26 protein-coding genes are annotated in these 24,865 nt (G+C 68.0%); 13 read left to right on the plus strand and 13 right to left on the minus strand.

The window, feature by feature from the left end:
* Positions 1 to 140: 140 nt before the first annotated feature.
* From ABL840_RS30055 to ABL840_RS30065, 3 genes are all read left to right on the plus strand, one after another.
* The gene (locus ABL840_RS30055; RefSeq protein ID WP_093301857.1) at positions 141 to 1,850 is read left to right on the plus strand and encodes a phospholipase D-like domain-containing protein; all 1,710 of its coding nucleotides are present in this window, start codon (positions 141 to 143) and stop codon (positions 1,848 to 1,850) included.
* A gap of 223 nt (positions 1,851 to 2,073) precedes the next feature.
* Entirely contained in the window at positions 2,074 to 2,454 is a 381-nt protein-coding gene (locus tag ABL840_RS30060; protein WP_093301859.1) for a cupin domain-containing protein, read from the plus strand.
* Between the two features lie 95 nt (positions 2,455 to 2,549).
* On the plus strand, positions 2,550 to 3,446 hold the full coding sequence (locus ABL840_RS30065) for a YihY family inner membrane protein (RefSeq protein ID WP_418116061.1): 897 nt from the start codon (positions 2,550 to 2,552) through the stop codon (positions 3,444 to 3,446).
* Between the two features lie 293 nt (positions 3,447 to 3,739).
* On the opposite strand, the gene ABL840_RS30070 is transcribed toward ABL840_RS30065, so the two are convergent.
* Positions 3,740 to 3,964 carry an oxidoreductase-like domain-containing protein gene (locus ABL840_RS30070; RefSeq protein WP_093197451.1) on the minus strand — a complete coding sequence of 75 codons (225 nt, stop codon included), beginning with the start codon at positions 3,962 to 3,964 and terminating at the stop codon, positions 3,740 to 3,742.
* A 74-nt stretch (positions 3,965 to 4,038) separates the two neighbouring features.
* Between ABL840_RS30070 and ABL840_RS30075 the strand changes: the two genes are divergently transcribed.
* Positions 4,039 to 5,211, plus strand: coding sequence for an acyltransferase family protein (locus ABL840_RS30075; protein ID WP_093301862.1), 1,173 nt, complete (start codon positions 4,039 to 4,041; stop codon positions 5,209 to 5,211).
* On the opposite strand, the gene ABL840_RS30080 is transcribed toward ABL840_RS30075, so the two are convergent.
* Both ABL840_RS30080 and ABL840_RS30085 read right to left on the minus strand, forming a co-directional pair.
* Complete coding sequence (locus tag ABL840_RS30080; protein ID WP_093301864.1) at positions 5,147 to 6,499, minus strand: sensor histidine kinase; 1,353 nt, start codon at positions 6,497 to 6,499, stop codon at positions 5,147 to 5,149. The genes ABL840_RS30075 and ABL840_RS30080 overlap by 65 nt on opposite strands.
* 4 nt (positions 6,500 to 6,503) lie before the next feature.
* Complete coding sequence (locus ABL840_RS30085; protein ID WP_093197459.1) at positions 6,504 to 7,187, minus strand: response regulator transcription factor; 684 nt, start codon at positions 7,185 to 7,187, stop codon at positions 6,504 to 6,506.
* A 104-nt stretch (positions 7,188 to 7,291) separates the two neighbouring features.
* Here ABL840_RS30085 and ABL840_RS30090 point away from each other — a divergent pair, with 104 nt between their 5' ends.
* Positions 7,292 to 7,981 carry a phosphatase PAP2 family protein gene (locus ABL840_RS30090; protein ID WP_418116062.1) on the plus strand — a complete coding sequence of 230 codons (690 nt, stop codon included), beginning with the start codon at positions 7,292 to 7,294 and terminating at the stop codon, positions 7,979 to 7,981.
* A gap of 12 nt (positions 7,982 to 7,993) precedes the next feature.
* Here ABL840_RS30090 and ABL840_RS30095 read toward each other — a convergent pair whose 3' ends face one another.
* The gene (locus tag ABL840_RS30095; RefSeq protein ID WP_418116063.1) at positions 7,994 to 9,100 is read right to left on the minus strand and encodes a threonine aldolase family protein; all 1,107 of its coding nucleotides are present in this window, start codon (positions 9,098 to 9,100) and stop codon (positions 7,994 to 7,996) included.
* Entirely contained in the window at positions 9,097 to 10,089 is a 993-nt protein-coding gene (locus ABL840_RS30100) for a tripartite tricarboxylate transporter substrate binding protein (RefSeq protein WP_093197464.1), read from the minus strand. The genes ABL840_RS30095 and ABL840_RS30100 overlap by 4 nt, the downstream gene beginning before the upstream one ends.
* Before the next feature lie 124 nt (positions 10,090 to 10,213).
* Between ABL840_RS30100 and ABL840_RS30105 the strand changes: the two genes are divergently transcribed.
* The gene (locus ABL840_RS30105; protein WP_093301867.1) at positions 10,214 to 11,098 is read left to right on the plus strand and encodes a LysR family transcriptional regulator; all 885 of its coding nucleotides are present in this window, start codon (positions 10,214 to 10,216) and stop codon (positions 11,096 to 11,098) included.
* 10 nt (positions 11,099 to 11,108) lie between these two features.
* On the opposite strand, the gene lpxO is transcribed toward ABL840_RS30105, so the two are convergent.
* From lpxO to ABL840_RS30120, 3 genes are all read right to left on the minus strand, one after another.
* On the minus strand, positions 11,109 to 12,005 hold the full coding sequence (gene lpxO, locus ABL840_RS30110) for a lipid A hydroxylase LpxO (protein WP_093197469.1): 897 nt from the start codon (positions 12,003 to 12,005) through the stop codon (positions 11,109 to 11,111).
* Between the two features lie 93 nt (positions 12,006 to 12,098).
* Positions 12,099 to 13,526, minus strand: a complete 1,428-nt coding sequence (locus tag ABL840_RS30115; RefSeq protein WP_093301868.1) for a sensor histidine kinase — start codon at positions 13,524 to 13,526, stop codon at positions 12,099 to 12,101.
* The gene (locus tag ABL840_RS30120) at positions 13,523 to 14,206 is read right to left on the minus strand and encodes a response regulator (protein ID WP_093197474.1); all 684 of its coding nucleotides are present in this window, start codon (positions 14,204 to 14,206) and stop codon (positions 13,523 to 13,525) included. Before ABL840_RS30120 ends, ABL840_RS30115 begins: the two co-directional genes overlap by 4 nt.
* Before the next feature lie 243 nt (positions 14,207 to 14,449).
* Between ABL840_RS30120 and ABL840_RS30125 the strand changes: the two genes are divergently transcribed.
* Positions 14,450 to 15,511: an alpha/beta hydrolase gene (locus ABL840_RS30125; protein ID WP_143042934.1), complete on the plus strand. Its 1,062-nt coding sequence runs from the start codon at positions 14,450 to 14,452 to the stop codon at positions 15,509 to 15,511.
* Between the two features lies 1 nt (position 15,512).
* On the opposite strand, the gene ABL840_RS30130 is transcribed toward ABL840_RS30125, so the two are convergent.
* The gene (locus ABL840_RS30130; protein ID WP_093301871.1) at positions 15,513 to 16,415 is read right to left on the minus strand and encodes an NAD(P)-dependent oxidoreductase; all 903 of its coding nucleotides are present in this window, start codon (positions 16,413 to 16,415) and stop codon (positions 15,513 to 15,515) included.
* Positions 16,416 to 16,543: 128 nt separating this feature from the next.
* Between ABL840_RS30130 and ABL840_RS30135 the strand changes: the two genes are divergently transcribed.
* Positions 16,544 to 16,897, plus strand: coding sequence for a winged helix-turn-helix transcriptional regulator (locus ABL840_RS30135; RefSeq protein ID WP_093198433.1), 354 nt, complete (start codon positions 16,544 to 16,546; stop codon positions 16,895 to 16,897).
* On the plus strand, positions 16,894 to 18,081 hold the full coding sequence (locus ABL840_RS30140) for a serine hydrolase domain-containing protein (protein ID WP_093301873.1): 1,188 nt from the start codon (positions 16,894 to 16,896) through the stop codon (positions 18,079 to 18,081). Before ABL840_RS30135 ends, ABL840_RS30140 begins: the two co-directional genes overlap by 4 nt.
* A gap of 21 nt (positions 18,082 to 18,102) precedes the next feature.
* On the opposite strand, the gene ABL840_RS30145 is transcribed toward ABL840_RS30140, so the two are convergent.
* Genes ABL840_RS30145 through ABL840_RS30155 form a run of 3 tightly spaced genes read right to left on the minus strand, consistent with a single transcriptional unit; the run spans position 18,103 to position 19,508 of the window.
* Positions 18,103 to 18,504 carry an OsmC family protein gene (locus ABL840_RS30145; protein ID WP_093197483.1) on the minus strand — a complete coding sequence of 134 codons (402 nt, stop codon included), beginning with the start codon at positions 18,502 to 18,504 and terminating at the stop codon, positions 18,103 to 18,105.
* On the minus strand, positions 18,501 to 19,028 hold the full coding sequence (locus ABL840_RS30150) for a GNAT family N-acetyltransferase (RefSeq protein ID WP_093301874.1): 528 nt from the start codon (positions 19,026 to 19,028) through the stop codon (positions 18,501 to 18,503). The genes ABL840_RS30145 and ABL840_RS30150 overlap by 4 nt, the downstream gene beginning before the upstream one ends.
* 12 nt (positions 19,029 to 19,040) lie before the next feature.
* The gene (locus ABL840_RS30155) at positions 19,041 to 19,508 is read right to left on the minus strand and encodes a winged helix-turn-helix transcriptional regulator (protein WP_093197485.1); all 468 of its coding nucleotides are present in this window, start codon (positions 19,506 to 19,508) and stop codon (positions 19,041 to 19,043) included.
* Positions 19,509 to 19,636: 128 nt separating this feature from the next.
* Between ABL840_RS30155 and ABL840_RS30160 the strand changes: the two genes are divergently transcribed.
* A complete protein-coding gene (locus ABL840_RS30160; RefSeq protein ID WP_093197488.1) occupies positions 19,637 to 20,938 on the plus strand; it encodes a D-amino acid dehydrogenase in 1,302 nt (433 codons plus the stop codon).
* A 21-nt stretch (positions 20,939 to 20,959) separates the two neighbouring features.
* Here ABL840_RS30160 and ABL840_RS30165 read toward each other — a convergent pair whose 3' ends face one another.
* On the minus strand, positions 20,960 to 22,042 hold the full coding sequence (locus tag ABL840_RS30165; protein ID WP_093301876.1) for an aromatic ring-hydroxylating oxygenase subunit alpha: 1,083 nt from the start codon (positions 22,040 to 22,042) through the stop codon (positions 20,960 to 20,962).
* Between the two features lie 371 nt (positions 22,043 to 22,413).
* On the opposite strand from ABL840_RS30165, the gene ABL840_RS30170 reads away from it, so the two are divergent.
* From ABL840_RS30170 to ABL840_RS30180, 3 genes are read left to right on the plus strand one after another with little or no spacing between them, the layout of a single operon-like run.
* Positions 22,414 to 23,436, plus strand: a complete 1,023-nt coding sequence (locus tag ABL840_RS30170; RefSeq protein WP_093197493.1) for an ABC transporter substrate-binding protein — start codon at positions 22,414 to 22,416, stop codon at positions 23,434 to 23,436.
* Complete coding sequence (locus tag ABL840_RS30175) at positions 23,433 to 23,963, plus strand: nucleoside deaminase (RefSeq protein WP_093197494.1); 531 nt, start codon at positions 23,433 to 23,435, stop codon at positions 23,961 to 23,963. The genes ABL840_RS30170 and ABL840_RS30175 overlap by 4 nt, the downstream gene beginning before the upstream one ends.
* A 24-nt stretch (positions 23,964 to 23,987) precedes the next feature.
* Positions 23,988 to 24,818: an urease accessory protein UreD gene (locus ABL840_RS30180; RefSeq protein ID WP_093301877.1), complete on the plus strand. Its 831-nt coding sequence runs from the start codon at positions 23,988 to 23,990 to the stop codon at positions 24,816 to 24,818.
* The last annotated feature ends 47 nt before the right edge of the window (positions 24,819 to 24,865 follow it).

Raw genomic sequence — 24,865 nt, forward strand, 5'->3', positions numbered from 1 at the left:
ACAAGCGAGTGCGCGCACCTACACCAACGGCCTAGTCGGATGGCCACGCCGGCACTGCACCGGGGACTAGGCGCACCGTTCAATTGTTGCGGCGGGCGCCGCGCGGAAGACTGGCTGCATCCGATGCACCGAGGACCGCCATGAACACCCCGAAATCTTTTGCCGTGCTGCGTGCCGCATGGGAGCCCCTTGCGTGCCGGTTCTGCATCCTGGCGCTCCACCACGCGATGCTCGCCCGCGCGCTGTGCGCTGCGGCCATGCTCGTGGTCTCGCTGCTGGCGGGTTGCGCCGCATTGCCGGACAACGTGCACCGTGTCGCGTCGCAGGCACGCACCGACGTCGGGGACAGCGCGCTCGCACGCATCGCCGCCGCGTCGCTGCCGGGCCTGGACGGCGCGATGCCCGAAGCAACCGACGTATCCGGCGTGCGCCTGCTGCCCGGCGGCGACCAGGCCTTCGACGCACGCATCGCGCTCGCGCAGGCCGCGCTGCATACCGTCGACGCACAGTACTACGTCGTGGCCGGCGACACCTCGGGGCGGCAATTCCTGCGCGAGCTGCGCGACGCGGCCCGGCGCGGCGTGCGAGTGCGCCTGCTGGTCGACGACCTGTACGCGGGCGGCGACGACGAGATGCTGGCAGGGCTGGCCGCACACGCCAACGTGGAGGTACGTGTCTTCAACCCGCTGCCGGTGCGCAGCGGCGGTCTGCGCACGCGCGTGCTGCTGTCGCTGCACGAGGTCGGCCGCGTGAACCGGCGCATGCACAACAAGCTCTTCATTGCCGACAACAGCTTCGCGATCACAGGAGGGCGCAACATCGCCGACGAGTACTTCGGGCGCAGCAAGCCGGCGAACTTCATCGACATGGACGCGCTGCTGGCCGGGCCGGCGGTGCGCGCGCTGTCGGCGAGCTTCGATGCCTTCTGGAACGGGCCGCTGTCGTACCCGTTCGAAGCCATCGCAGCAGGCCAACGCGCGACGCCGGCCCATGCCCGCGAACGCTTCGCCGAACTGGTGCGCGGCCTCGCGCGCTTCGTGCCTCCCGGCGAGCGCGACGTGCTGGGGCGCGGCCCGGTCGGCGCGCAACTGGCGCAGGGGCTGGTCGAACTGGTGCCGGCGAAGGTGCGCGTGGTAGCGGATGCGATGGTGCAAGCCTCCTTCGCGAGCGACGCCGGCGGAGACGTCGGGGAAGCCGGAGAACCGCGAGGCCGTGAAGGCGCGGTCATGGCCGCGAACCTCGACCTTTTCAAGACCGCGCGCTCCGAGGTGCTCGTCGTCTCGCCCTACTTCGTCCCCATGCCCCGCATGATCGAGGCGCTCGCCCATGCGAGCCGCGAGGGCGCGAGCGTGTCGGTGATGACCAATTCGCTCGCCACCACCGACGAGCCGCTGGTGCACTACGGCTACGCGCGCTACCGCAGCGCACTCCTGCAAATGGGCGCCGCGCTGTATGAATTGATGCCGGCCGGCGAATCGCATCCGGCCTGGAGCGACACCGACAGCGGCCGCGGTTCGTTGGGCCGCCTGCACGCCAAGCTGGCGGTGGTCGACCGGCGCTGGTTCTACGTGGGGTCGATGAACATGGACCGGCGCTCGGCACATTGCAACACCGAGCTGGGCCTGATCGTCGACAGCCCTGCGCTGGCCGGCGAGCTGGCCGAACTGATCCGGCGCGTGCGCATGCCCGCGAGCTTCACCGTGAGCGAGGCGCCGCAGCGCGGCGGCCTGCAATGGAGCTTTCTGCGCGAAGGACGCCGCTGGGTACTGCATCGGGAACCGGAATCGAACTGGGCCCAGCGACTGCGCTGGTCGGTGCTGTCCCTGGTGGTGGACGAAGATTTTCTGTAACGCGGCTTACCCAAATTGCCACATGACGCTCTCTGCATGGAGCGGCATCAAGAAGGGCTTGCCGAAGATTCCGTGCACGTGATCGAGTTGCGTGCAAGAGAGTGCGGCTGCGCAATAAATAGATCAACGCAAGCGTGGCCCAGGACTACCATTCAATCGTTCACGTGCGGTTCTGCACGAGGCTGCCGCGGACCAATTGCTCACTCGTGCAAGGAGAGTCGCGATGGCAAGTCCTATGAGTGTCAACAAGCTTCAGACGAAATCCCATGACGAACCGGATGAGGTTCGGGAGCCCGAGAAGACCCGGGTCGAAGTGGTCCGCCTCGAGGGGTACACGCTCGGACGTTTCAAGTTCGAGCCCGGGTGGCGCTGGTCGAAGTGCATCAAGCCGGTCGTGGGCACCGACAGTTGTCAGGCGGCTCATGTCGGTTATGCGGTCTCCGGCCGGATCACCGTGCAAATGGATGACGGCTCGCAGACCGTCATCGAGGAAGGCATGTCGTACACCATTCCGCCCGGTCACGACGCATGGGTCGAAGGCAACGCCCCGTTCGTCGGCCTCGAGATGATGAGCGCGGAGGAATACGCAAAGTCCAAGAGCTGACCCGAGGCGAGAGACCTCAGGGCAGAACTTCTCGGGATGGTCGAACGGGAATGCTGTCCGAACGGAACGCCGGACTGGAATGATCCGGCGGACCGATGACAATCGGCCGCAGCGGCCGCGGTCCTTTCGCCCGCGAACCCGTTCGACTCCTTCTTCCTCAGCGATACATGTTTGCCCTGACCCGCCTGACCATCGACCGCGCCAGAAAGGAGCGCTTGCCTCAGGTAGCCGGAAGCCTGGCGTTCACGACCTTGCTCTCCATCGTGCCCCTGCTGGCGGCGAGCTTCGCGCTGCTCACGCGGTTCCATGCCTTCACCCGGTTCAAGGATGCGCTCCAGGAGTTCCTGCTCAGCAGGCTGCTCCCCGCGGACATCGCACGCACGGTGCTGAAGTACCTGAACCAGTTCGCCGCGAACGCCAGCGGCCTGACCTGGGTCGGCTCGCTCTTCTTGCTGTGCACGGCGATCGCGATGTTGCTCACCGTGGAGAACGCGCTGAACCAGATGTGGAAGATCCGGAAGAATCGACCGTTCTTCAGGAGAGTTGGCCTGTATCTGCTGATGTTGGCCGTCGGCCCACCCGTCCTGGGCCTGAGCCTGTGGGCCACGTCGTACCTGCTGGGTATCTCCATGGGCCTGATCGGCGCGCTGCCATCCTCGTTCGCATTCGTGCTCGACCTCGGGCCGCTCATGCTCGGGATGGTTGTACTGACGAGCATGTTCTACCTCGTTCCGAACACCAAGGTACGGCTGCGCGATGCCTTCGCGGGCGGCCTGGTCGCCAGCATGGCCTTCGAGCTCGGCAAGCGCGGCTTCACCACCTATCTCGTCAAGGTGCCAACGTACAAGGCGCTGTATGGGGCGTTCGCGGTGCTCCCCATGTTCCTGCTGTGGGTGTACTTCTCATGGCTGGTCACGCTGGTCGCGGCCATGATGACAGCCAACCTGGCGCTCACCCGACAGCGACCGGCAGGCAAGCCCGCGCGGGCCTAGGGCCTGTTCACACTATTTCCGGGGTCGCGAAGGGCAGCCAGGGCGGGCCAATCAAGGCGCGCGACGACGCGTGTGCATGCGCACACGCCAGGAGCGCAACGCCGAGTGGCCCGCCCTGGCTGCCCTTCCCGCAGGGTTGGCGCTCCAAGGGGCTGGCTGCAAGGCGCCCGCGCTTGCAAGGCTGATGCCTTGCAAGCGCGGGCAACGCCGCAGCCAGCCCCTTGGAGCGCCAACGCGACCCCGGAAATAGTGTGAACAGGCCCTAGTTGCCGCACCGGCATCGCCTGATGCCTTCACCCGAGCAGCAGTGAAGCCTCGTCGCGCCAGTAGGCCACCGCGGCCAGCCAGCCTTCCCATACACAGCCGTTGCAGCCTCGCCCGCAGCAGGTGGTGGGCTCGGGCGGCGGTGCGCGCATGGCGAGCCCTTCGGCATCGAGCTGCGCGCGGACGCGGGCGATCAGCGCCTGTGCGGTGGCGAGATCGGTCGGAGGGGAAAGGTCCTGGTCGGCGAGAGGCATGGCGGCAGGCTGCGATTGTCGGTGCTTCAGGAGCCCTTCAGCCGTCGCCCGCCGGACGGCCACAGAATCGCGCGATGTCTTCCTCCGCCCCGCTGCCCCGCCTGGCGCACGTCGACCTGCTGCGCGGGCTGCTCGCGATCTTCGTGGTGCTGCTGCACGCCAACCTGCGCATTCCCTTCGGGCCGCCGGAGCTGGCCCAGTGGCTGGGGCCCCGGGCCTCGGGGATCTTTTTTCGCAGCGGCTACTACGCGGTGATCGTGTTCTTCGTGGTCTCGGGCTACCTGATCACGAGCGCGTCGATACGGCGCTGGGGCGATCTGTCGCGCGTGCGGCCCGCATCGTTCTATCGCCTCCGTGCGGCGCGCATCCTGCCTCCCCTGTTGTTGCTGCTCGCAGTGCTGGCGGTGCTGCACCTGGCGGGCAGCGCATGGTTCGCGCTCGACACCTCGAAGGTCTCGCTGTGGCGGGCGCTGCTGGCAGCGCTGGGGCTGCATCTCAACTGGCTTGAGGCGCAGGTCGGCTACCTGCCCGGGCCATGGGGCGTGCTGTGGTCGCTTTCGGTGGAAGAGGCCTTCTACCTGGGCTTTCCGCTGTTTTGCGTGCTGTGCGGCAGCGAGCGGCGACTGGCACTGCTGCTGGTCGTGCCCATCGTGCTCGGGCCGCTGGCGCGCAGCATGCTCAGCGACAACGAGCTGTGGCAAGACCACTCCTATCTCTCGGGCATGGACGGCATCGCCTTCGGCTGTCTCGCCGCCTTGCTCGCGCACCGCGTGCCGCAAAAGCCGACAGCAGCGATACGCCGTGCAGTGCTGCTGACGGGCCTGGTTCTGAGCGTGGCGGTGTTCTGCTTCCGCAAGGAGGTGTACCAGCTGGGCCTCACGCGCTTCGGCCTGCAGGTGACGCTGCTGGAGCTGGGCATCGCGCTGATGCTCGTCGCTGCGCACTGGAGGCCGTGGACCTGGTGCGCCGGAGCGATGGCCGCGCCGCTGCGCTGGTTCGGCTGCAACAGCTACGAGGTCTACCTGAGCCACATGTTCGTGGTGATTCCCGCCGCATGGCTCTTCCAGTGGCTGGGCGCGTCGCCGTCGTGGATCCCGCTGTGGTTCTTCGCGGTCGTCGCGGCCTCGGGGCTGCTGGGGCAGGTCTTCGCGCAGTGGTTCTCCGAGCCCTGCAACCGCGCGCTCAGAGGTCGAGGTTCAGCTCCAGCCGCATCTTCGCTCCGCCCGATTCGCTGGAACCGATCGTGAGCTGGCCGCCGTGCAGGCGCGCCACTTCGGCCACGAGGTGCAGCCCGAGCCCTGCGCCGCGTCCTCGCGGCACCAGCCGGTGGAAGGGAGCCACCACGCGCTCGCGGTCGGCCTCCGGAATGCCGGGGCCCGAGTCGAGCACTTCGAAGCCCGAGGGCTCCCACAGCCGCACCTGGATGTCGCAGCCCTGCCCGCCATGCTCGATGGCGTTCTGGATCAGGTTGCTCAACGCGCGCTCCAGCGAAGGCGCGTCGCCGCGCACCCACAGCGGCTTCGGAGCTTCCACCGACAGCGTGCAGCGGTTCATGATGGCCAGCGGCGCGATGTCGCCCGCCACGCGCTCGCACAGCGCCTTCAGGTCGACCTGCTGCTGGTCGTGCGCGGCAATGCGGTCCAGCCGCTGCAGGTCGAGCAACTGCTCGGCCAGCGTGGCGAGCCGCGCCGACGCCTGCATCAGCTTCACCTTGAGCGGGCCGTCCCGCAGCCCTTCGAGATGGATCTGCAGCGTGGTGATCGGCGTGCGCAACTCGTGCGCGGCATCGGCGAGGAAGCGCTCCTGCCGGTCGTAGCCCTCGTTGAGCCGGTCGAAGGCGCGGTTCACCGCGTTGACCAGCGGGCGGATCTCGCTCGCCACGTTGGCCAGCGGCAGCCGCGTGGTGCGCTCGTGCACGTCGATGCTCTCGGCATGCTCGGCCGTGGCCACCACGCCCTTGAGGCCGCGCTTCACGACGAAGGGCGTGGCCAGGATCACGCCGAGGCAGGTCACCAGCGCCATCGGCGCCACCAGGAACAGGAAGGCGATGCCGGTGCCCTTGAGCGTGTTCTTCACCGTCAACGGGCCACCGGTCTGCGTCATCAGCGCCACCGGACCGGCCCGGGTCTCCACGCGCTCGAAGCGGGCCTTGGGGCGGGTGTTGTCGCTCTCGGGGTTGATGGCCATGCGCTCCATGCCGTCGAGCGAATCGAAGAGCGCGGCATAGATGGGTGGCACCTCGCCGTTGCGCACCTCCGAGCCCTTCTCGTCGCGCGCGATGAACCAGAACGGTGGGTCTGCCTCGCGCAGGCGCTGCACTTCGGGCGTGGGCTCGACCACCAGCTGTCCGTCGGGGCCGCGCGCGAGCGAGCGCTGGATCACCGCGATGGTTTCCTGCCCCGTCTCGTCGACCACCCGGCCCAGCACCCAGGCAAGGCCGAGGAAGCCGCCCATCACCAGCGTTCCGACGACCACCTGCAGCAGGATCAGGCTCCAGATCAGCCGCCAGCGCAGCGAGAGAAGGCCCTGCCTCATGCCGTCATGCCGCGGGACGGGCCGCGCAGATCAGGTAGCCCACGCCACGGATGGCATGGATCTCGACCTGCGCGCCGGCCTTGTCGAGCTTGGAGCGCAGCCGCGACACATGCGTGTCGAGCGCGTTCGACTGGATGTCGTCCTCGTGGCCGTACACGCGCTCCTGCATGGCCTCGCGCAGCACGGTGCGGCCGCGATGCTCGAGCAGCGCCTCGAGCACGAGCAGCTCGCGGCGCGGCAGCGTGATGCAGTGCTCGCCCACGTGGGCCTGCCGCGTGTGGTGGTCGAAGCGCAGCTGCCCGAGCGTCATGACGAGGTTCGCGCGCACCGCGGGGCGACGTGCAAGCGCACGCACGCGCGCCATGAGCTCGTCCATCGAGAAGGGCTTGGCGAGGTAGTCGTCGGCGCCGCCGTCGAGGCTCAGCACGCGCTCTGCCACGTCGGTCATGGCGGTGAGCACCAGCACGGCGGCGGGAATGTCGTTCTCGCGCAGGAAGGCCACCAGCGAGAGGCCGTCGCCATCGGGCAGGCCGCGGTCGAGCACGATCACGTCGTGCTGCGCCGAGAGCGCCGCGTCCTCGGCCTCGCGCAGCGAACCCGCCACGTCGACCACCGCCTGGTTCTGCCGCAATGCGGAAGCCAAGGCTTGCGCCAGGTCGACTTCGTCTTCGACGAGCAGGATTCTCATGGGAGTACGGAGGAAAGAGAGGCCAAAGGCCGGCCATTCTAGGAGAGGCCCTCTTGCGGAAGACGCAATGTTCACGCAATGCAGTTGCATAAGCTGGGGCGCCAATGAACTCCCGCCCGGCGATTTCCTCCCCCGCACCCTCCGTTTCCTGGTACCAGGCATTGGGCCGGCGCATCGCCACACTGTGGGTGGTGAAGATGATCGGCACCACTGTCGGCATCTCGGGCTTCTTCGTCATCTATTTCTGGTTGATGCACAACCCGCCCTCGGAGCCGACAGTGATGCCGCTCACGCTGCTCGACCACTGGGTGGGCGTGAGCGACGACGCGATGCTGCTCTACGGCTCGCTGTGGTTCTACATCTCGCTCGCGCCGGCCTTCGCGAAGGACAAGGCGGAGCTATGGGCCTGCGCGCGCGATGCCGCCCTCATGGCAGGCGTGGGCCTCGTGGTGTTCTGGCTCTTCCCGACGACGGTGCCGGCATTCGCGGTCGACTGGGCCCAGTACCCGGCGCTGCAGTTCCTCAAGTCCGCCGACGCGGGCGGCAATGCGTTTCCGTCGCTGCATGTGGCGTTCGCGGTGTTCACTGCCGTACTGCTGGAGCGCCAGTTGCACGCGGTGGGGTCGCCTGCATGGGTGCGCGTGCTGAACATGCTGTGGGCCCTCGGCATCGTCTACTCGACGCTGGCCACGCGCCAGCACGTGCTGCTCGACGTGCTCGGCGGCTCGCTGCTCGCGGCCGTCGTGAGCTGGGCCGGCAACACGCGCAGCCGGCTGGTGTGGACCGGGGCCTGAGCCCCGTCAGTCTCAACCGGTCTTGCGCTCGTCCAGCGGAACGTCGCAGCCCTGCGCCGCGACGATGCCGAACGCCTTCAGGGCTGTGTCGATCTCGGGTTCGCCCGTGTGGCGATGGGTGACGCAGCGCAGCCTGTTCCTGCCCCAGGTGCGCACCAGCACGCCCAGCTTGCGCAGCTCGGCCTCCCACCAGGCCGCGTCGTGCCCCGACGCGGCCACGTCGACCTGCACGATGTTGGTCTGCGGCACGTTCGCCGAAAGGCCCTGTAGTTGGCCGATGCCGTGAGCGAGCCGGCGCGCGTTCGCGTGGTCGTCCGCGAGACGGCCCACCATGGTGGTGATGGCGACCAGCCCCGCGGCGGCGGCGATCCCGACCTGCCGCTGGCTGCCGCCGAGCAGCTTCCTGTGCCACCTCGCACGCTGGATGGTGACCGCGGGCCCCGCGAGCACCGCCCCCATGGGCGCACTGAGGCCCTTGGACAGGCACAGCGACACCGTGTCCGCGAAGGCCGTGATGCCCGACGCCGGCACGCCCAGCGCCACCGCGGCATTCATCAGCCGCGCGCCGTCCAGGTGAACCGAGGCGCCCGCGGCCTTGGCCGCGCCGTACACCGCCTGCATGTGCGAAAGCGGCAATACGGCGCCTCCGGCGTTGTTGTGCGAACTCTCGAGGCAGACGAGCCCGGTGCGCAGCTTGTTGCGGCCCGGAGCCAGTGCCTGCGCGAGCAGGCCGAGGTCCATGGCGCCGTCGACGCCGTCGATGGGCTGGTAGAAAGACCCGGTCAGCGCGGCCGCGCCGCGTTCGGTCACGTAGATGTGCGAGGCCGCCTCGGCAAGCACGACCTCCTGGCGCCCGGCCTGGGCGAGGATGGCCAGCAGGTTGGCCATCGTCGCGCTGGGAACGTACAGCGCGGCCTCCTTGCCCAGCAGGCGGGCGGCCTCGGACTCCAGCTCCAGTGCGGTCGGATCGCCGTCGAGCCCATCGTCGCCCAGGATGGCTGACGCGATGCGGTCGTACATCTGCGGCGTGGGGCGCGTCACGGTGTCGCTGCGCAGGTCCACCGTCGTGCCGCAGTCTTCGGCGCCGGGAGCGGCCATGGCGTGGGGTTGCTGCGTCATTCGGCCGTCGCGCCGGACGCTTTCACGACCTCCGCCCATTTCTTTCTCTCGCTGTTCAGGAAGGCGTTGAACGACTCCGGCGTTCCGGTGCGCACATAGACGCCGCGCGCCGCCAGGCCGGCCCGCACGTCGGGCGCGTCGAGCACCTTGTTGATCTCCGCGTTCATGGTCCGCACGATGTTGTCCGGCGTCTTCGCGGGCACCACGACGCCGTAGAGGGTGTAGTACTCGAAGCCCTTGAAGCCGCTCTCGATGAAGGTGGGAACCTCGGGCAGCGAGGCATCGCGCGTGCCCGAGGTCACGGCCAGCGCGCGCAGCTTGCGGTCCTTGATCAGCGGCAGCGCCGAAACCAGGGAGGAAATGTAGAAGTCGACCTGCCCGCCCAGCAGGTCGGTCATGGCGGGGCCGCCTCCCTTGTAGGGAATGTGCAGCACGTTGGCCCCCGCCGTCACGCGCAGGCTTTCCGCCACCAGGTGCCCGACGGTGCCGTTGCCGGAAGACGCATAGGCAAGCTGCTTCTTCTTCGCCGTGGCCAGCAGCGAGGCGAGGCTGTCGATGGGGCTGGCGGCATTCACCACCAGCACCGACACGCCCGTGCCCACCAGCGCGACCGGCGCGAGGTCTTTCACCGGATCGAAGTTGAGCTTCTTGTAGAGGAACTGGTTGACGGTCAGGTTGCTGGTCTCGCCCAGCACCGCGGTGTAGCCGTCGGGCGGCGACTTCGCGCCGAACTCCAGGCCGATGTTGTTGCCGGCGCCAGGCTTGGTGTCGACCACCACCTGCCATCCGGCCTGCTCGCCCAGCTTGGCCGCGAGCAGGCGCGAGACCGCATCGGTGCCTCCGCCGGGAGGACTCGGCGAGATGAGGTGGATGGGACGCTCTGGAACCCACGCGGCGGCGGCTTGCGCCTGCCATGCGGCGAATGCGAGCCCCAGGGTGCACACCAGGCTCCTGGCGCGCGCGAGGCGATGTGGTCGGGTCTTGTTCATATGTCGGGGGCTTCCGGTCTGGCAGGCGTGGCGGTTGTGACAGTTGCGATGGACCGGAGCGATCGTAGGCACCCCATAGAATGAGTAAAGCGAGATATACAAACACCAACTGTGAGGATTTCTCATGAATCTCACGATGCTCGTCACGCTGCGCACCATTCTCGAGCAGGGCAGCTTCACCGCCGCGGCGGGCGTCGTAGGCTGCAGCCCGAGCGCGGTCAGCCTGCAGGTCAAGCAGCTGGAGCAGTACTTCGGACGGCCGCTGTTCGACCGCTCCACGCGCGTGGTGGTGCCGACGGCATTTGCCCGCGAGGTGGTGAGCGCGGTGGGCGATTTCTCCCACAGGCTGCAGATGCTGCGCTCGCGCCCGGCGGTCGGGGTGGCGGGCCGGATCCGGGTGGGCGTGATCACCAGCATGCAGAGCGACGTGCTGCCGCAGGCGCTGCATGCGCTGCGGCAGAAGCACCCGACGCTGGACGTGGTGGTGCCGCCGCTGAACGACAGCGACGAGATGATCTCCGAGCTCAAGGCGGCGCGGCTCGACGTAGCCCTGCTGGTGCGCCCCGAAGCCGGCGGCTCGCGCCGCCTGGTCTGGCAGGAGCTGCACCGCCAGCCCTACGTGCTGCTTGCGCCGCCGAACGCATCGGGAAAGACGGTCAGGCAGTTGCTGGAGACCTATGACTGGGTCGGCTACGACCTGTCTCTTTCGGGTGGGCGCGTCGCCGCGCGGTACGTGCGCAGCCTGAAGCCCGATGCGCGCTGCGTGATGGAACTGCGCTCGATGGACGCCATCGTCGCGATGGTCGCCCAGGGCCTGGGGGTGTCGGTGGTGCCGCAACCCAGGCGCCCGCTGGTCGATGCCTACGCGGTTCGAGAGGTGGGACTGGGAAGCCGCGCTCCGTTTCGCAAGCTCTCGCTGGTATGGCGCAACTCGGACGAAGGCAACCGCAACGTGGAGGCGGTTGCGCAGGCCTTCGCAACCGCGTTCGGCCTCCAGCGAAGGCCGTGAAAGAAGGGGCTTACCAGAAGATCCAGAGCGCCAGGCCGCCGAAGATGGCCCACTTCACGAGGTAGTACACCCGCTTGTCCCAGGCCTTGAGGCGCTTGCCGACCACACGGATCTGGTAGATGTACTTGAAGGCGCGGTTGAGGCCGCCCGTCTTGTCGTTCGCATCGTTGGGCGAGGCGGCTGCGGCCAGCAGGTTCTTCGCGAACCAGCGGTTCACCGCGCTGGCCCAGCGGTACTTCAGCGGGCGCTCGATGTCGCAGAACAGGATCACGCGGTCGTGGTCGGTCGTGTTCTCGGCATAGTGGATGTAGGTTTCGTCGAACACCACGGCCTCGCCGTCGCGCCAGTGGTAGCGCTGGCCGTCGACGTCGATGTAGCAGCCCTCGACGCCCGGCGTCCACAGGCCCAGGTGATAGCGCAGCGAGCCTGCGAAGGGGTCGCGGTGGCGCACCAGGCGGCTGCCCGGCGGCAGCTCGGCGAACATGGCGGCCTTGATGGTGCCGATGCCCTTGAGCAGCTCGGTGGTGCGCGGGCACAGCACGGCGGCCGAGGGATGCGCATCGTCGTACCACTTCAGATAGAAGCGCTTCCAGCCGCTCTTGAAGAAGGAGTTGAAGCCCACGTCGTTGAACTGGTTCGACGCCTTGATGCTGCCGCCGTTGCGCATGGCGAGCGCTTCCTCGCGGATGACTTCCCAGTTCTCCTCGAGCACGCGCATCTCGGGAAACTGCGAAGGCGACAGGTAGGGCGTACCCGGCACCTTCGAGAAAAGGTACATGAAGACGTTCAGCGGGGCCAGGAAGGTCGAGTGGTCAGAGAGCTGTCTGAAGAAGCGATGCCGCACCTGGCCGCGGAAATGAACGTAGAGCGCACTGAGCGCGAAGATGGCAAGAATGACCCACTTCATTTGGAAAGTGTCCTGTAAGCAGCGCCGGGTAGTGTAATTCCTCGCCCCGAAATGGACCTGACGGCGCCCTTTGGCCGTGCACCGGGGGAGGTTTCAGCTGCACAGCATGGGTTGGGGCGAATCGGCCAAGGCCAGCGGCAGCCGCACGGTGGCCAGCAGGCCTCCGCTGGCGGTCTCGCCCAGCGTCACCTCGCCGCCGTGGCGGTCGACCACCGACTTGACGATGGCCAGCCCCAGCCCGCTGCCGCTCTGGTTCTGGTCGGGGTTGCGGAAGAAGCGGTCGAACACCCGCTCGCGCAGCGCGGGCGGGATGCCGGGGCCCTGGTCGGCCACCGTCAGCAGGGCCTGCGAGTCGTCGCGCGCCACGTTCACCACCACCGTGCCGCCGGGCGGGCTGTACTTGATCGCGTTGTTGATGAGGTTGTCGATCATCGAGACCAGGCTCTCTCGCTCGCCGAGCACCGGCACGCGGTCTTCGCACTCCAGCTCCAGTTCGACATTGCGGGCGCTGGCCAGGCTTTCGATCATGGCGAGCCGGTCCTGCACCAGCGCGTCGAACGACAGCATCACGGGCAGCGCGCTGTCGGAAACCGCGTCGCTGCGCATCAGCTGCAGCAGCTGCCCCACCAGCCGGGCCGCGCGGTCGTTGCTGCGCAGCAGGTTGCCCATGAGCTCGCGCTGGCGCTCGTCGGTGCTCTGCTCCTTCAGCGCCTCCACGTTCACGCGCATGGCGGCCAGCGGCGTGCGCAGCTCGTGGGCGGCGTCGGCGATCAGGCTGCGCTCGCGAGAGGTGCTGTCGCGCACCCGCTGCAGCAGGCTGTTGATGCTCTGCACCAGCGGCTGCAGCTCCTTGTGCGGCGGCGTGTACGACAGCGGCGTGAGGTCGGCCGGCCCGCGCTCGGCGGTTTCCTGGCTCACGCGGCGCCAGGGCCGCAGCGCGAGACGCACCGACAGCCACGCGGGAAAGATCAGGAAAGGCAGGCTGATCACCAGCGGCAGCAGGTAGTAGCCGCGATACATCACGGTGACCGTCAGCCGCCAGACGCTGGGCTCGGCCAGCATCACGCGGATGTCGCTGTCGGGCGAGGCCAGCGTGCGCGCCCGCCACTCGCGATTGCCCGCCTTCACGGTCTCGATGCGGTTCGGCTCGGTATTGAGGATGACGGGCACCGCGGCCGTCGAGCGGTAGACGAGCCTGTCGCCCTGCCACACCTGCAGGACCGGCGAGGTGTCCGAGGCGGCGTCGCCGTCGCCGATGGTCTCGAGCAGCGCGGCATCGAAGGCGGCGATGGTCTCCTGCTGCTTGTCGGGCCGGTCGGCGGTGTTCTTCGCGATCGCGATCACCGTCTGGAAGATCTTGTCGAACTTCAGCAGCTCGGGGTCTTCGTAGGAGTCGTACAGCAGCAGGGCGATGGCCATGGTCCACAACAGGGCGACCACGCCCATCTGCGCAAGCAGCAGGCGCCGCATCAGGGAAGGTTGTTTCCAGTTCTTCCAGCGCTGCGCCAGCGCCTGAATCATTTCTGCGTGCTCCGCGCCAGCGATTGCACGTCGATCACGTAGCCGATGCCGCGCACCGTGCGGATGTAGCCCTGGCCGATCTTCTTGCGCAGGTTGGAGATGTGCACCTCGAGCGAGTTGCTGCCGTTGGCCTGTCCGCCGGGCAGCACCTGCTCTTCCATCACGCGGCGCGTGACCACGCGGCCAGTGCGCTTGAGCAGCAGCGCCAACAGGTCGAACTCGCAGCGCGACAGCTCGACCGGCTCGCCGTCGACGATCACGCCGCGCGTGGGCTCGTGCAGCGCCAGCCCGCGCATGCGGATGGTCTCGTCGTTGAAGCCGTAGCTTCGGCGCGCGAGCGCACGAACGCGCGACAGCAATTCGGCCAGCGCGAAAGGCTTGACCAGGTAGTCGTCGGCGCCGTCGTCCAGGCTTCGCAGCCGGTCGTTGAGCGCGTCGCGCGCGCTGAGCACCAGCACAGGCAATATCTGTCGGTCGCGACGCAGGCGGAACAGCAGGTCGAGCCCGTCGCCGTCGGGCAGGCCGAGGTCGAGCAGGACCATGTCGAAGGTGCCGCCATCGAGGGTGCGCAGGGCGTCGTCGAGTCTGCGGACCCACACCACATCCATGCCTTGATTGGCCAGCGCAATGCGCACGCCATTGCCGAGGTCAAGGTCGTCCTCAACAAGCAAGAGATTCATGAGCCTCCACGTGAACTGACCACTCCGTTTCCGGAATGTGGCGGAAGTATCTGCCAAGCGCCGTCACGGCACTTCAGGAAATCTTCATGAATGCCGAAGCAGGCCTTCAGGTGCGGCTCGGACACTGGAGCCATTCCCTGCACACGGAAACGGAACCCCCAAGTGAATGGCCTGCCCTCGCCCCCGGCACGTACTGCCCGACCGGACCGCTACCGCCTTCGACGGCGGGACATTCTTCATGCCATGACGCTGACCGGCGTCGCGGGCCTCGCGGCCTGCGGTGGCGGCAGCCACGGCGGTGTCGGGGTCGGAGGGGTAGGAGGGGTTGACACCGGTGGCGGCGGCAAGCCCACGGTCATCGACCGCCGGGTGAAGGTGTCGGCCACGCCCGAAGTCTCGCTGCAGGTGCGCGACTGGCAGCCGCCCGGCAGCACCGGGCCCGTCATCGTGCTGCTGGCCGGACTGGGCGGCAACGCACGCTATTTCGACAGCCTCGCGCCCGCGCTGGCAGCGAGATCGCGGGTGCTCGCCATCAGCCGGCGCGGCTACGGACTCTCGGACAAGCCGATGCCGGTGAAGACCGCCACGCAGTACTACGAGGTCGATACGCTGGTCGCGGACCTGAAGGCGGTGCTCGACGCGCTGGGCGTGCAGCGCGCGATGCTGGGCGGCCATTCGATCGCGGGCAACGAGCTCACGCGATTCGCGGGCCTGTATCCGGAACGGACGCAAGGACTCATCTACCTGGACACCACCTTCGACTACACCTTAGACGGCGACAGCGGAGGCGAGACGGTGCCGGACAACCGCCTGCTCCACGAGCCCAAGCCGACACCGGATGACGGCCGATCCCTGCAGGCCGCCATCGCCTTCTTCCGGCGCAACTCGAAGAACTGGTGGCCTGCGCTGGAAGCGAACCTGCGCGACGCCATCGACATACGCGGCGACGGAAGCGTGCGCCTCAATACCCCCGATGAAGTGGAGACCGCCGTGGACACAGCCGGACACTCTTTCTCGCCGGACTACAAGGCCGTGCGCGCGCCGTCGCTTGTCGTGACCGCCCTGCCCTCTGGCAGGCGCGACATGTTCCCGTGGCTCGAGCTTCCGCTCGACGCGAAGACACAGAAAGACGCTGACGACTATCTGCGCATCTTCCGTCGCGTGTCCATCACGAATTCGAATCAGCTCGTGGCGGCGCTCGACACGCCGAACCGGCTCACGCTGGACAACGCCAGCCACGGCGACTTCATCATGGAGCGCGAGGCCGAGGTGCTGCGCGCCATCCAGTTCATGACATGGGCCTGAGCTATGCCGATGTTTGCTTCGCGCGCAGCAGCTTGATCAGCGCCGCGAGTTCCTCGCCGCCGAGGCCGGCTGCGTCCGCCCGCTGGAAGATGCCGGCCGCGAAGGCCGGGAAGCCGGTGTCGATGCCGGAGTCCTGCGCCGACTGCAGGATGCGCCGCGTCGCCTCGACCGAGATGCGCATCGGGCTCTGCGAGATGGCGAAGTCGCCCGACTGGATGACGGAGCCCTCGTGCTGAAGAAAGCCGGCGAAGGTCGGCATGATGCCCGCGACGATGCGGCCGTACTCGGCCACATCGAAGCCTTCGTGCTCGGCGATGCGCGCGCCGTGGATGAAGCCGAGCATCGTGCCGTAGATGGTGGACAGCGTGGCGAGGTCCATGGCCGCCGCCGCGCTAGCGGCCCCGCCCAGGTAGACGATGCCGCCGGCCAGCGCCTTCAGCCAGGGCTCGGCTTCGTCGAACACCGGCCTGGCGCCCGACACCAGCAGCGGCGTGTCGGGCTGGCCCATCTGGTCGGGTGCGGCCTGGATCGCGCCTTCGAGGTAGGCGGCGCCCTGCTTGCGCGCCCACGCCTGCGCGTCGCGAGCGTCCTGCGGGCTGCCGGTGGTCAGCTGCACCAGCAGGCGGCCGTCCATGGCGGCGGCAACGCCGTCGAGCGCGAAGATGGCATCGGCCGCGCGGTAGTCGTAGACGCACATCACGACGACACGCGCGGCGCGCACCGCCTCGCTCGCACTGCGCGCCAGTACCGCGCCTTTCGCGACCAGCGCATCGGCCTTGCCTGCCGTGCGGTTCCACACGGTCACCTTGTAGCCCTGGTCGAGATAGAGCCGCGCGATGGCTTCGCCCATCGCTCCCAGGCCCAGAACGGAAACTTCCTTGATGTCGTTGCTCTTGCTGCTCATGACGATTCGCTCGTTGCGGGTTGTGAAGATGGACGTATCGTAGGAATCGGGCTTCCTAACGGTCAAGTACCTACAATTAAGTTAGGTACTTACCAAAATGTATGTATTACCTACTGATGGGGATGAAGATGAAATCCAAGAAACCCTACAACTGCGGCATCGGCCCGGCTTTCGACGTGATCGGCGGCAAGTGGAAGGCCGTGATCCTGTGGGAGCTGCACGTGCAGCCCCTGCGCTTCGGCGAGCTGAAGCGGGCGCTGCCCGACATCAGCGAGAAGATGCTGATCCAGCAGCTGCGCGAGATGGAAACCGACGGCATCGTCCACCGCGAGGTGTTCCACGAAGTGCCGCCGCGCGTGGAGTACTCGGAAACGAAGCTGGGCGCCACGCTCAATGCGGCGCTCGCGCCGCTGGCCGACTGGGGCGACCGCTACGCGAAGCGCGTGGAGGCCGCGCGCACTCGGGCTGAGGCCGCGAAGTGACGAGGCGGACGAAGTCTGCCGCCGCGCTGCTCGCGCTCTGCGCGGCCTTGCATGCCTCGCCGGGCATGGCACAGGCCGCGTGCTCGCCCTCTCCCGCATGGGCCGGCCCGCAGATGCGCAGCGCGCCCGACACGGTCTGGCGCAAGGACTTCAAGCGCCCCATCGACGGACAGCTCCCCGCAGGGCTGCAGGCCGCCCTCGGCGATGCGCTCGACAAGATGCTGCAGCACGTTCCCGGCGCCAGCGTGGCCGTCGCCATTCCCGGCGAAGGCATCTGGTCCGCCACGCGGGGCCTGGCGCGCAGGGAACCGGCGCAGCCCGTGGTGCCCGACCAGCAGTTCCAGGTCGCGAGCACAGCCAAGACGCTGACGGCCGCGGTCGTGCTGCAGCTCGTCGAGGAAGGCAGGCTCGGGCTCGGCGACACCATCGACAAGTGGTTTCCCGACGCGCCGAACGCGAAGCTCACCACCATCGAGCAGCTGCTGCGCCACACCAGCGGGCTCGTGAGCTTCAACGCGCTGCCGTCGCTGGGCACTGCCTACCGCACGCCCGCCGACATCGTCGCGCTCGGCACATCGCAGAAGCCTCAGTTCTGCCCCGGCACGAACTGGAGCTACAGCAACACCGGCTACGCGATGCTCGGAATGATCGTCGAGAAGGTGGAAGGCGCGCCGTTCGCCGAAGTGCTTTCGAAGCGGCTCATCAAGCCGCTGGCGCTCACGCACACCGTCATGCGCAAGGCCGGCGTCGAACTGCCCGTCGCCACGGGCCATGCTTCGGGCAGGCCGGTCGAGGCGCCCGACCAGTACGCAACGCCCTATGCGGCAGGCGCGCTGGCATCGACGGCAGGCGACCTCGCGGTGTTCTGGCACGCATTGCTCGCGGGCAAGGTGCTTCCGGGCGAATCGGTGCATCGCATGTTCACCGGCATGCCCGCGATGCTCGGTCCCTACGCCGGCAGCAACTCGTTCTACGGCATGGGCGTGCAGCTGTACGACGTGCCGGACGGCCCCGGGCTGATGCTCGGCCACAGCGGCGGCATCGAGGGCTTCACGAGCATCGTGGCCTACGTGCCGGCGGACGACGTCTACATCGCCGTGGCGTTCAACGAGAAGAAGGTGCCGGCCGAGGCCGGCCTGTGGGCGCTGCTGCGCGCGGTACGGACATATCGCGCGCTGCAGTGATTGGCGAGAGGAAGAGCCGGCTCACTCTGCCCAGCCGGTCTCGATCTCGGTCTTCACCTCTGTCATGAGCTTGTGCACCGGGCACTTTCCGGCCACGCGCAGCAGCTCTTCACGCTGCGCCTCGCTGAGGTCGCCGCTCAGGCGCAGGCCCGACTTGAGGCGGTAGACGCCCTTGCGCTCCTCGCTGTCGTCACGGTCGACCACCACCTCGATGTCTTCCACCGGAATGCCCTTGCGGCGCGCGTAGATCAGCACGGTGAGCGCCTTGCAGGCCGCGAGCGATGCGTCGTACAGGTCGTGCGGCTCGGGGCCGGCGTCGCTGCCGCCGCCGGCCGGCGATGCATCGACCGGGATCTCGTGGTTGCGGATCTTCAGGATGTGTCGCGTGCCCGTGGTGCCGTCGCGGCGGATCGAGATGCTCATGCGTGTTTCCTCTGGGAGGGTGTTGCGGTTCGGGGAGAAAGCGTCTTCACGTACAGGATGGTGGTGAAGCCGCTGTGCCATTCGAGGTCGGGGTAGCGGTCGGCCTCGCGGTAGCCGAGCGCAAGGTAGAAGCCCTGGCTCTTCGTGTTGAAAGTGTCCGTCTCCAGCCGCGCGAGCTCCACGCCGTCGGCGCGCATGCCGTCTTCGGCGAATGCCATGAGGGCGCGGGCGATGCCCTTGCGCTGGTGCACGGCCGGCACATGCAGCGCGTGCACGAAGTCGTGCTCCCAGTGCACCATGCCGACCACCTCGCCGTCGATCTCGGCCACGAAGAAGTCCGGGCCTTTCTCGTCGATGTAGCCCACGGGCGCGCCGCTCTCCTCGTGGGCCCTGGCGGCCTCGGGCGTGAGTTCCGGCAGCCAGGTGCCGGCGAAGGTGTCGTCGAGGATGGCCTTCACCGCGTCGAAGTCCTCGATGCGCCAGGGCCGGATGGTGACGTCCGGAACGTCGTTGTTCGTGCTCATCGGTTCAGTTACTCAGCGGTCCACCGCCAGCATCAGCGTTTCCTTGATTTCTTCCATCACCACGTAGCTGTGCGACTCGGCCGCCACCGGCAGCTTCTTGAGGATGTCGCCCAGCAGGTGCCGGTATTCGCTCATGCCGCTGAGCCGCGCCTTCACGAGGTAGTCGAAGCTGCCCGACACCAGGTGGCATTCGAGCACCTCGGGCATGTGCAGCAGCTCCTTGCGGACCTTGTCGAACACGTCGCCCGACTTGGCCGAGAGCTTGATCTCGACGAACACCAGCAGCGTCTTGTCCAGCGCTTCGGGCGACACGTGGGCGTGGTAGCCGGTGATGACGCCGTCGCGCTCCATGCGCTTCACGCGCTCGGCGCAGGGCGACGCCGACAGGCCGATGTGCTCGGCCAGCTCGGTCATGGACATGCGGCCCTGGCGCTGCAGGACGTCGAGGATCTTGCGGTCTATGCGGTCGAGTTCGGGCATTTCACTTCGGAGGGCGCCTTGGGCGATTTTCGGCAGTGTATTCCACTGCCAAGTCGCCGAAATCAGTGGAATCCACTGCATTGAGGACTTTAGATTCCATTCATTCCATTTGAATCGGCGAATACACCATGAAAGTCATCGTTCTCGGCGGCGGCGTGATCGGCACCACCACGGCGTACTACCTTGCCCGCTCGGGCGCCGAGGTCACCCTGCTCGACCGGCAGGCCGGCCCCGCCGAGGAAACCAGCTTCGGCAACGCCGGCCAGGTGTCTCCCGGCTACTCCACGCCATGGGCCGCGCCGGGCATTCCGCTGAAGGCGATCAAGTGGATGTTCAAGAAGCACGCGCCGCTGTCGATCCGCCCCGACGGCACCCTGTTCCAGCTACGCTGGATGGCCGCCATGCTGCGCAACTGCTCGCCCGAGGCCTACGCGGTGAACAAGGAACGCATGATGCGCGTGGCCGAATACAGCCGCGGCTGCCTGCAGCAGCTGCGCGCCGACACCGGCCTGCAGTACGAGCAGCGCACCGGCGGCACCCTGCAGCTGTTCCGCACGCAGGCCCAGCTCGACGCGGTGGAGCGCGACATCGCCGTGCTCGAGGAATGCGGCGTGCCCTACGAGCTGCTCGACCGCGACGGCCTCGCCCGCATCGAGCCCGCGCTGGCCGGTGCACGCGACCGGCTCACCGGCGGCCTGCGCCTGCCCAACGACGAGACCGGCGACTGCCACCTGTTCACCCGCGGCCTCGCCGAAATTGCACGCGGCATGGGCGTCGACTTCCGCTTCGGCCAGACCATCGCCGCCCTCGAAACCGACGGCGGCCGCATCACCGGCGTGCGCACCACGGCCGGCAAGATCCTCACGGCCGACCGCTACGTGATGGCCTTCGGCAGCTACTCGCGCGCCGCCATCGCCTCGCTGGGGCTGGACATCCCGGTGTACCCGGTCAAGGGCTACTCGCTGACCGTTCCGCTCGTCGACGAATCGCTGGCGCCGCAGTCGACCGTGCTCGACGAAACCTACAAGGTGGCCGTCACGCGTTTCGACAACCGCATCCGCGTGGGCGGCATGGCCGAACTCGGCGGCTTCGACCTGCGCCTGAACCCGGCGCGCCGCGCCACGCTCGAAAAGGTCGTGACCGACCTCTTCCCCGGCGGCGACGTGCCGAAGGCCACCTTCTGGACCGGCCTGCGCCCGATGACGCCCGACAGCACGCCCATCGTCGGCGGCACGCGCTACGCCAACCTGTTCCTCAACACCGGCCACGGCACCCTGGGCTGGACCATGGCCTGCGGCTCGGGCAAGCTCATCTCCGACATGGTGATGGGCCAGCGCCCCGAGATCCGCACCGACGGCCTGGCGATGGACCGCTACGAAACGGGCTCGTCGCGCGCAACGCGCCCGAACCCGGCGACCGCGCCGGCTTGATGCGCTTGATGCAGGGGCCGCTCAGGCGGCCTTTGCGATCGGAATCACGGCACTGCTCATGCCACGATAGACCTCCGCCTCGCCGTGCTTCGCGAGCAACTGCATCAGGTGCTTGCGGATCAGCATGCCGGGCCGGTCCGACTCCATCGAATACTCCACCCCGCGCCGGCGCGTGTCGACCAGCGCGTCGGGGTCGGTCGACTCGAGGATGTCCTTGTCCTCGCGCGTCACCGCCTCGTCGAAGTCGATCAGCATCTGCGCAGTGCAGTCGGCCTCGGTGTCGTTGCGGAACAGCCATTGACAAAGCTGCATGCGGCCGTCGTCGATGGGCGTGAAGCAGTTGATGATGATGTGGCGCACGCCGCTCGGATACTCGATGTCGAGCCGGCGCGAGAACGGCAGGAAATACGCGTTGCGCATGTGGCGCGTGGTGATCGGGTCGGTCACGCCGCTGATCGCATGGAACTTCACCGGGTTGGTGGCCTCGATGACCGTCTCCGCGTAGAAGCCCGAATCGTTCTCCACCAGCTCGTACTTGCTCGGCTTCGGGCTCGCGGCCACGCCGAAGGTGGCGCGGTGCACGAAGCTGAAGTGCGAGTTGTCGAAGGAGTTCTCCAGCGCGCGCATCGGGCTGGTCTGCCACTCCTCGTAGAACTGGAAGATGGTGCGGTAGCCCGGGTCGTCGAACTCCGGAATCGCCGGAATGTCGGCGATGGGCTCCTCCAGCGCCACCCACGCATAGCCGTAGCGCGCGGTGCAGCGGTAGGCCGTGGTGCGGTACTCCGGCGAGATCTTCCGGTCGGGCTCGTACTGCGGAATGCGGATGACCTGTCCGCTGCGGTCGTAGGTCCAGCCGTGGTAGCCGCACTGGATCGCACCGGTGCCGCAGGCCTGGCCTTCGGCGTCCACGCACCAGCCCTTGGAAAGCTTCGCGGTGCGGTGGCAGCAGCGGTCGCGCAGCGCGGCGGGCTGGCCGTCGGCGTCGATGAACAGGACGATGTCTTCGCCCAGCAGCCTGAAGGGCTTCGGGCCGTTGGCAAGTTCGGTGAGCGGCATGACGGCATACCAGAACTTGCGGAAGACGGGTTGTTGGGTGACGAGCATGCGCGGACTCCTTCCGTGGTCGTGTGGGGACGAACTGAAAGAGCAATTTCCTGCCTGGATGCGTGGGGCATCGCGCGGCTGAACGCTTCTACTCTGCGCAGACTGCCTTGCAAGTTGCGCGCCCGGATTGTGGCTCGACCGCGCCGCCGCTCCAAGCCCCGGCCCGCAAAGCCCGAGCAAAACACCCGAGCAAGATAGTCAAGAGGGCCCTTGGCATGCGTCGTGCATGACCGGCCGCAAGAGTAGAAGCGTTCAGCAGCGCACGCACCATGAAAGTGCGCCCGCCCGGAAATTGCTCTTGAAATGCCCGCCGCCCTCCTTCACCAGGAAAAGGCGACCGGATTCAAGACACGAAGCTTCCGAGGCCCCACATGCAACGTCGATCCTTCCTCGCGGCCAGCGCCGCAGCCATTGCCGCCCCCGCCGTGCTTGCGCAGAACGGCAAGCTCACCCCGCTCAAGTTCACGCTCGACTTCCGCATCAACGGACAGACCGCGCCCTTCTTCCTGGCGCTCGCCAAGGGCTACTACCGCGACGAAGGGCTGGACGTGAGCATCGACACCGGCGCCGGCTCGGTCGCATCCATCACCCGCATCGCCAGCGGCGTCTACCAGCTGGGGCTGGGCGACATCAGCTCGCTGGTGGAGTTCAATGCGCAGAACTCCGGCACGCCGGTGGTGCAGGCCGTGTACCAGTACTACAACCGCGCACCGTTCGTGATCATCGGCCGCAAGGACCGCGGCGTGAACGGCGACTTCAGGAGCCTTGCGGGCAAAAAGGTCGCTGCGGCGGCCGTCGAATCGACCCGCCGCGCCTGGCCGATGGTCGCGCGCAAGCAGGGCATGCGCGCCGACGCCTTCCAGTGGCAGACCACCGACTTCAGCGCGCGCGACAACGTGATGGTGCGCGGCGACGTCGACGCCGCCACCTACTTCCACGACTCGGCCGTCTCGCTCTTCGCGCGCATGAAGCCCGAGGAGCTCTCGGTGCTCAAGTACGCCGACGCGGGCGTCAACCTGTACGGCAACGCCATCCTCGCGGGCAGCAACCTGATCGCGCAGAACCCGAAGGTGGTAGCCGCCTTTCTTCGCGCGAGCAACCGGGCCATCGTCGAGACCTTCGCCAACCCGGCACCGAGCATCGCGGCCATGCGCCAGCGCGAGCCCATCCTCGATGAGAAAATCGAGCTCGAGCGCTGGGGCATCACGGCGCAGTACGTGGGCGCCGCCGACACGCGCGGCCACGGCCTCGGCGATATAAAGAAGCTCACGCTGGAGCAGCAGGTCGACGAGGTGGCCGATGTCTTCGGCCTGAAAGTCAAGCCTGCCTCCGACGCCATCTTCAACACCTCGATGCTTCCATCGCGCAGCGAACGCTCCCTCCCCAAGGCATGAACACCACCAGCAGCAACAACGGCATCACCTACCCCGCGGAAACCGCGCTCGACGAGCGCGACGGACGCTACCTGCGCAAGGCCATCGTGTGGTCGCACGCGGCGCGCCGGCGGGGCAACCGCCCCTTCGGCTCGGTCATCGTCTCGGCCGCCGGCGAGATACTGGCCGAGGCCGGCAACAGCAACACGGAAACGGGCGACTGCACCGCCCATGCCGAGGTCAACGCATTGCGCGCGCTGGCCGGGCGCAACATCTCGCGCGAGGAGCTGGCCGGCGCCACGCTCTACGCCTCGGGCGAGCCCTGCGTGATGTGCGCGGGCGCGATCTTCTGGTCGAACATCGGCCGCGTGGTGTTCGGCATCGACGCCGAGCGGCTGCGCGTGTTCCGCGGCGAGCGGCAGGACCAGCGCGACGCGGAGCTTTCGTGCCGCGACGTGTTCCGTGCCTCGCCGCATCCCATCGAATGCATCGGCCCGGCGCTGATCGACGAGGCCAGCGCGGCCCACGACGGCGCCTGGAAGACCTGAAAGCCGGCGCACTAGACTCCCCGGATGCCCTGGCACGCCCGTCTCCATCTTTCCTACCGGCAGGAAGCCTCCCGCACCGTCGCCCGCTTCCGCCATGACGGTCCGCTGCGCATCCTGCAAAGCCTGTATCCCGAGGGCGACGCCATCTGCCACAACGTGCTGGTGCATCCGCCGGGCGGCCTGGTGGGCGGCGACACGCTCGACATCGACATCGAGGCGGCCGACGGCAGCCACGGCCTGATCACCACGCCCGGCGCCTCGCGCTTCTACCGCTCCGAGGGCGATCTCGCGCTGCAGCGCACGCACATCCGACTCGAGGCCGGCGCACGGCTCGAATGGCTGCCGCTCGAGGCCATCTGCTACAGCGGCTGCCGCGCGGAGAACCGGCTCTCCATCGAGGCCGCGCCCGGCGCCGAGCTGATCGGCTGGGACGTGACCGCGCTGGGCCTGCCCAATGCCGGCCAGCCCTTCGAGCGCGGTACCTACCTGCAGCACATCGAAGTGCCCGGCGTCTGGCTGGAGCGCGGGCGCATCGACGCGGCCGACCAGCGCCTGCTGCAGAGCCCCATCGGCCTCGGCGGCCAGCGCTGCCTGGCTTCGCTCTTCTTCGTGGCGGGCTCGCCGATCGCGCGCGCCCGGCGCGACGCCCTGCTGGCGCACGCGCGCACGCTGCTCGACGCGAGCCCGCTGGCCGAAAGCGCCGGCGCCACCAGCCCGCACGCCGAAGTGGTGGTGCTGCGGGTGCTGGCGCCCGTGGTCGAACCCGCGATGCAGCTGCTGCGGCAGGTCTGGCAGGCATGGCGCGCGGAGCTGTGGCGGCTGCCGGCAGCCACGCCGCGCATCTGGTCGACCTGAGGCCGTTTCGCCCTGCCCCCGGGGCCTCCGGGGATGAATCTGTAGGC

Origin of the sequence: Variovorax sp. NFACC27 (genome assembly GCF_048301545.1) — a bacterium.
Classification (GTDB): domain Bacteria; phylum Pseudomonadota; class Gammaproteobacteria; order Burkholderiales; family Burkholderiaceae_C; genus Variovorax; species Variovorax gossypii.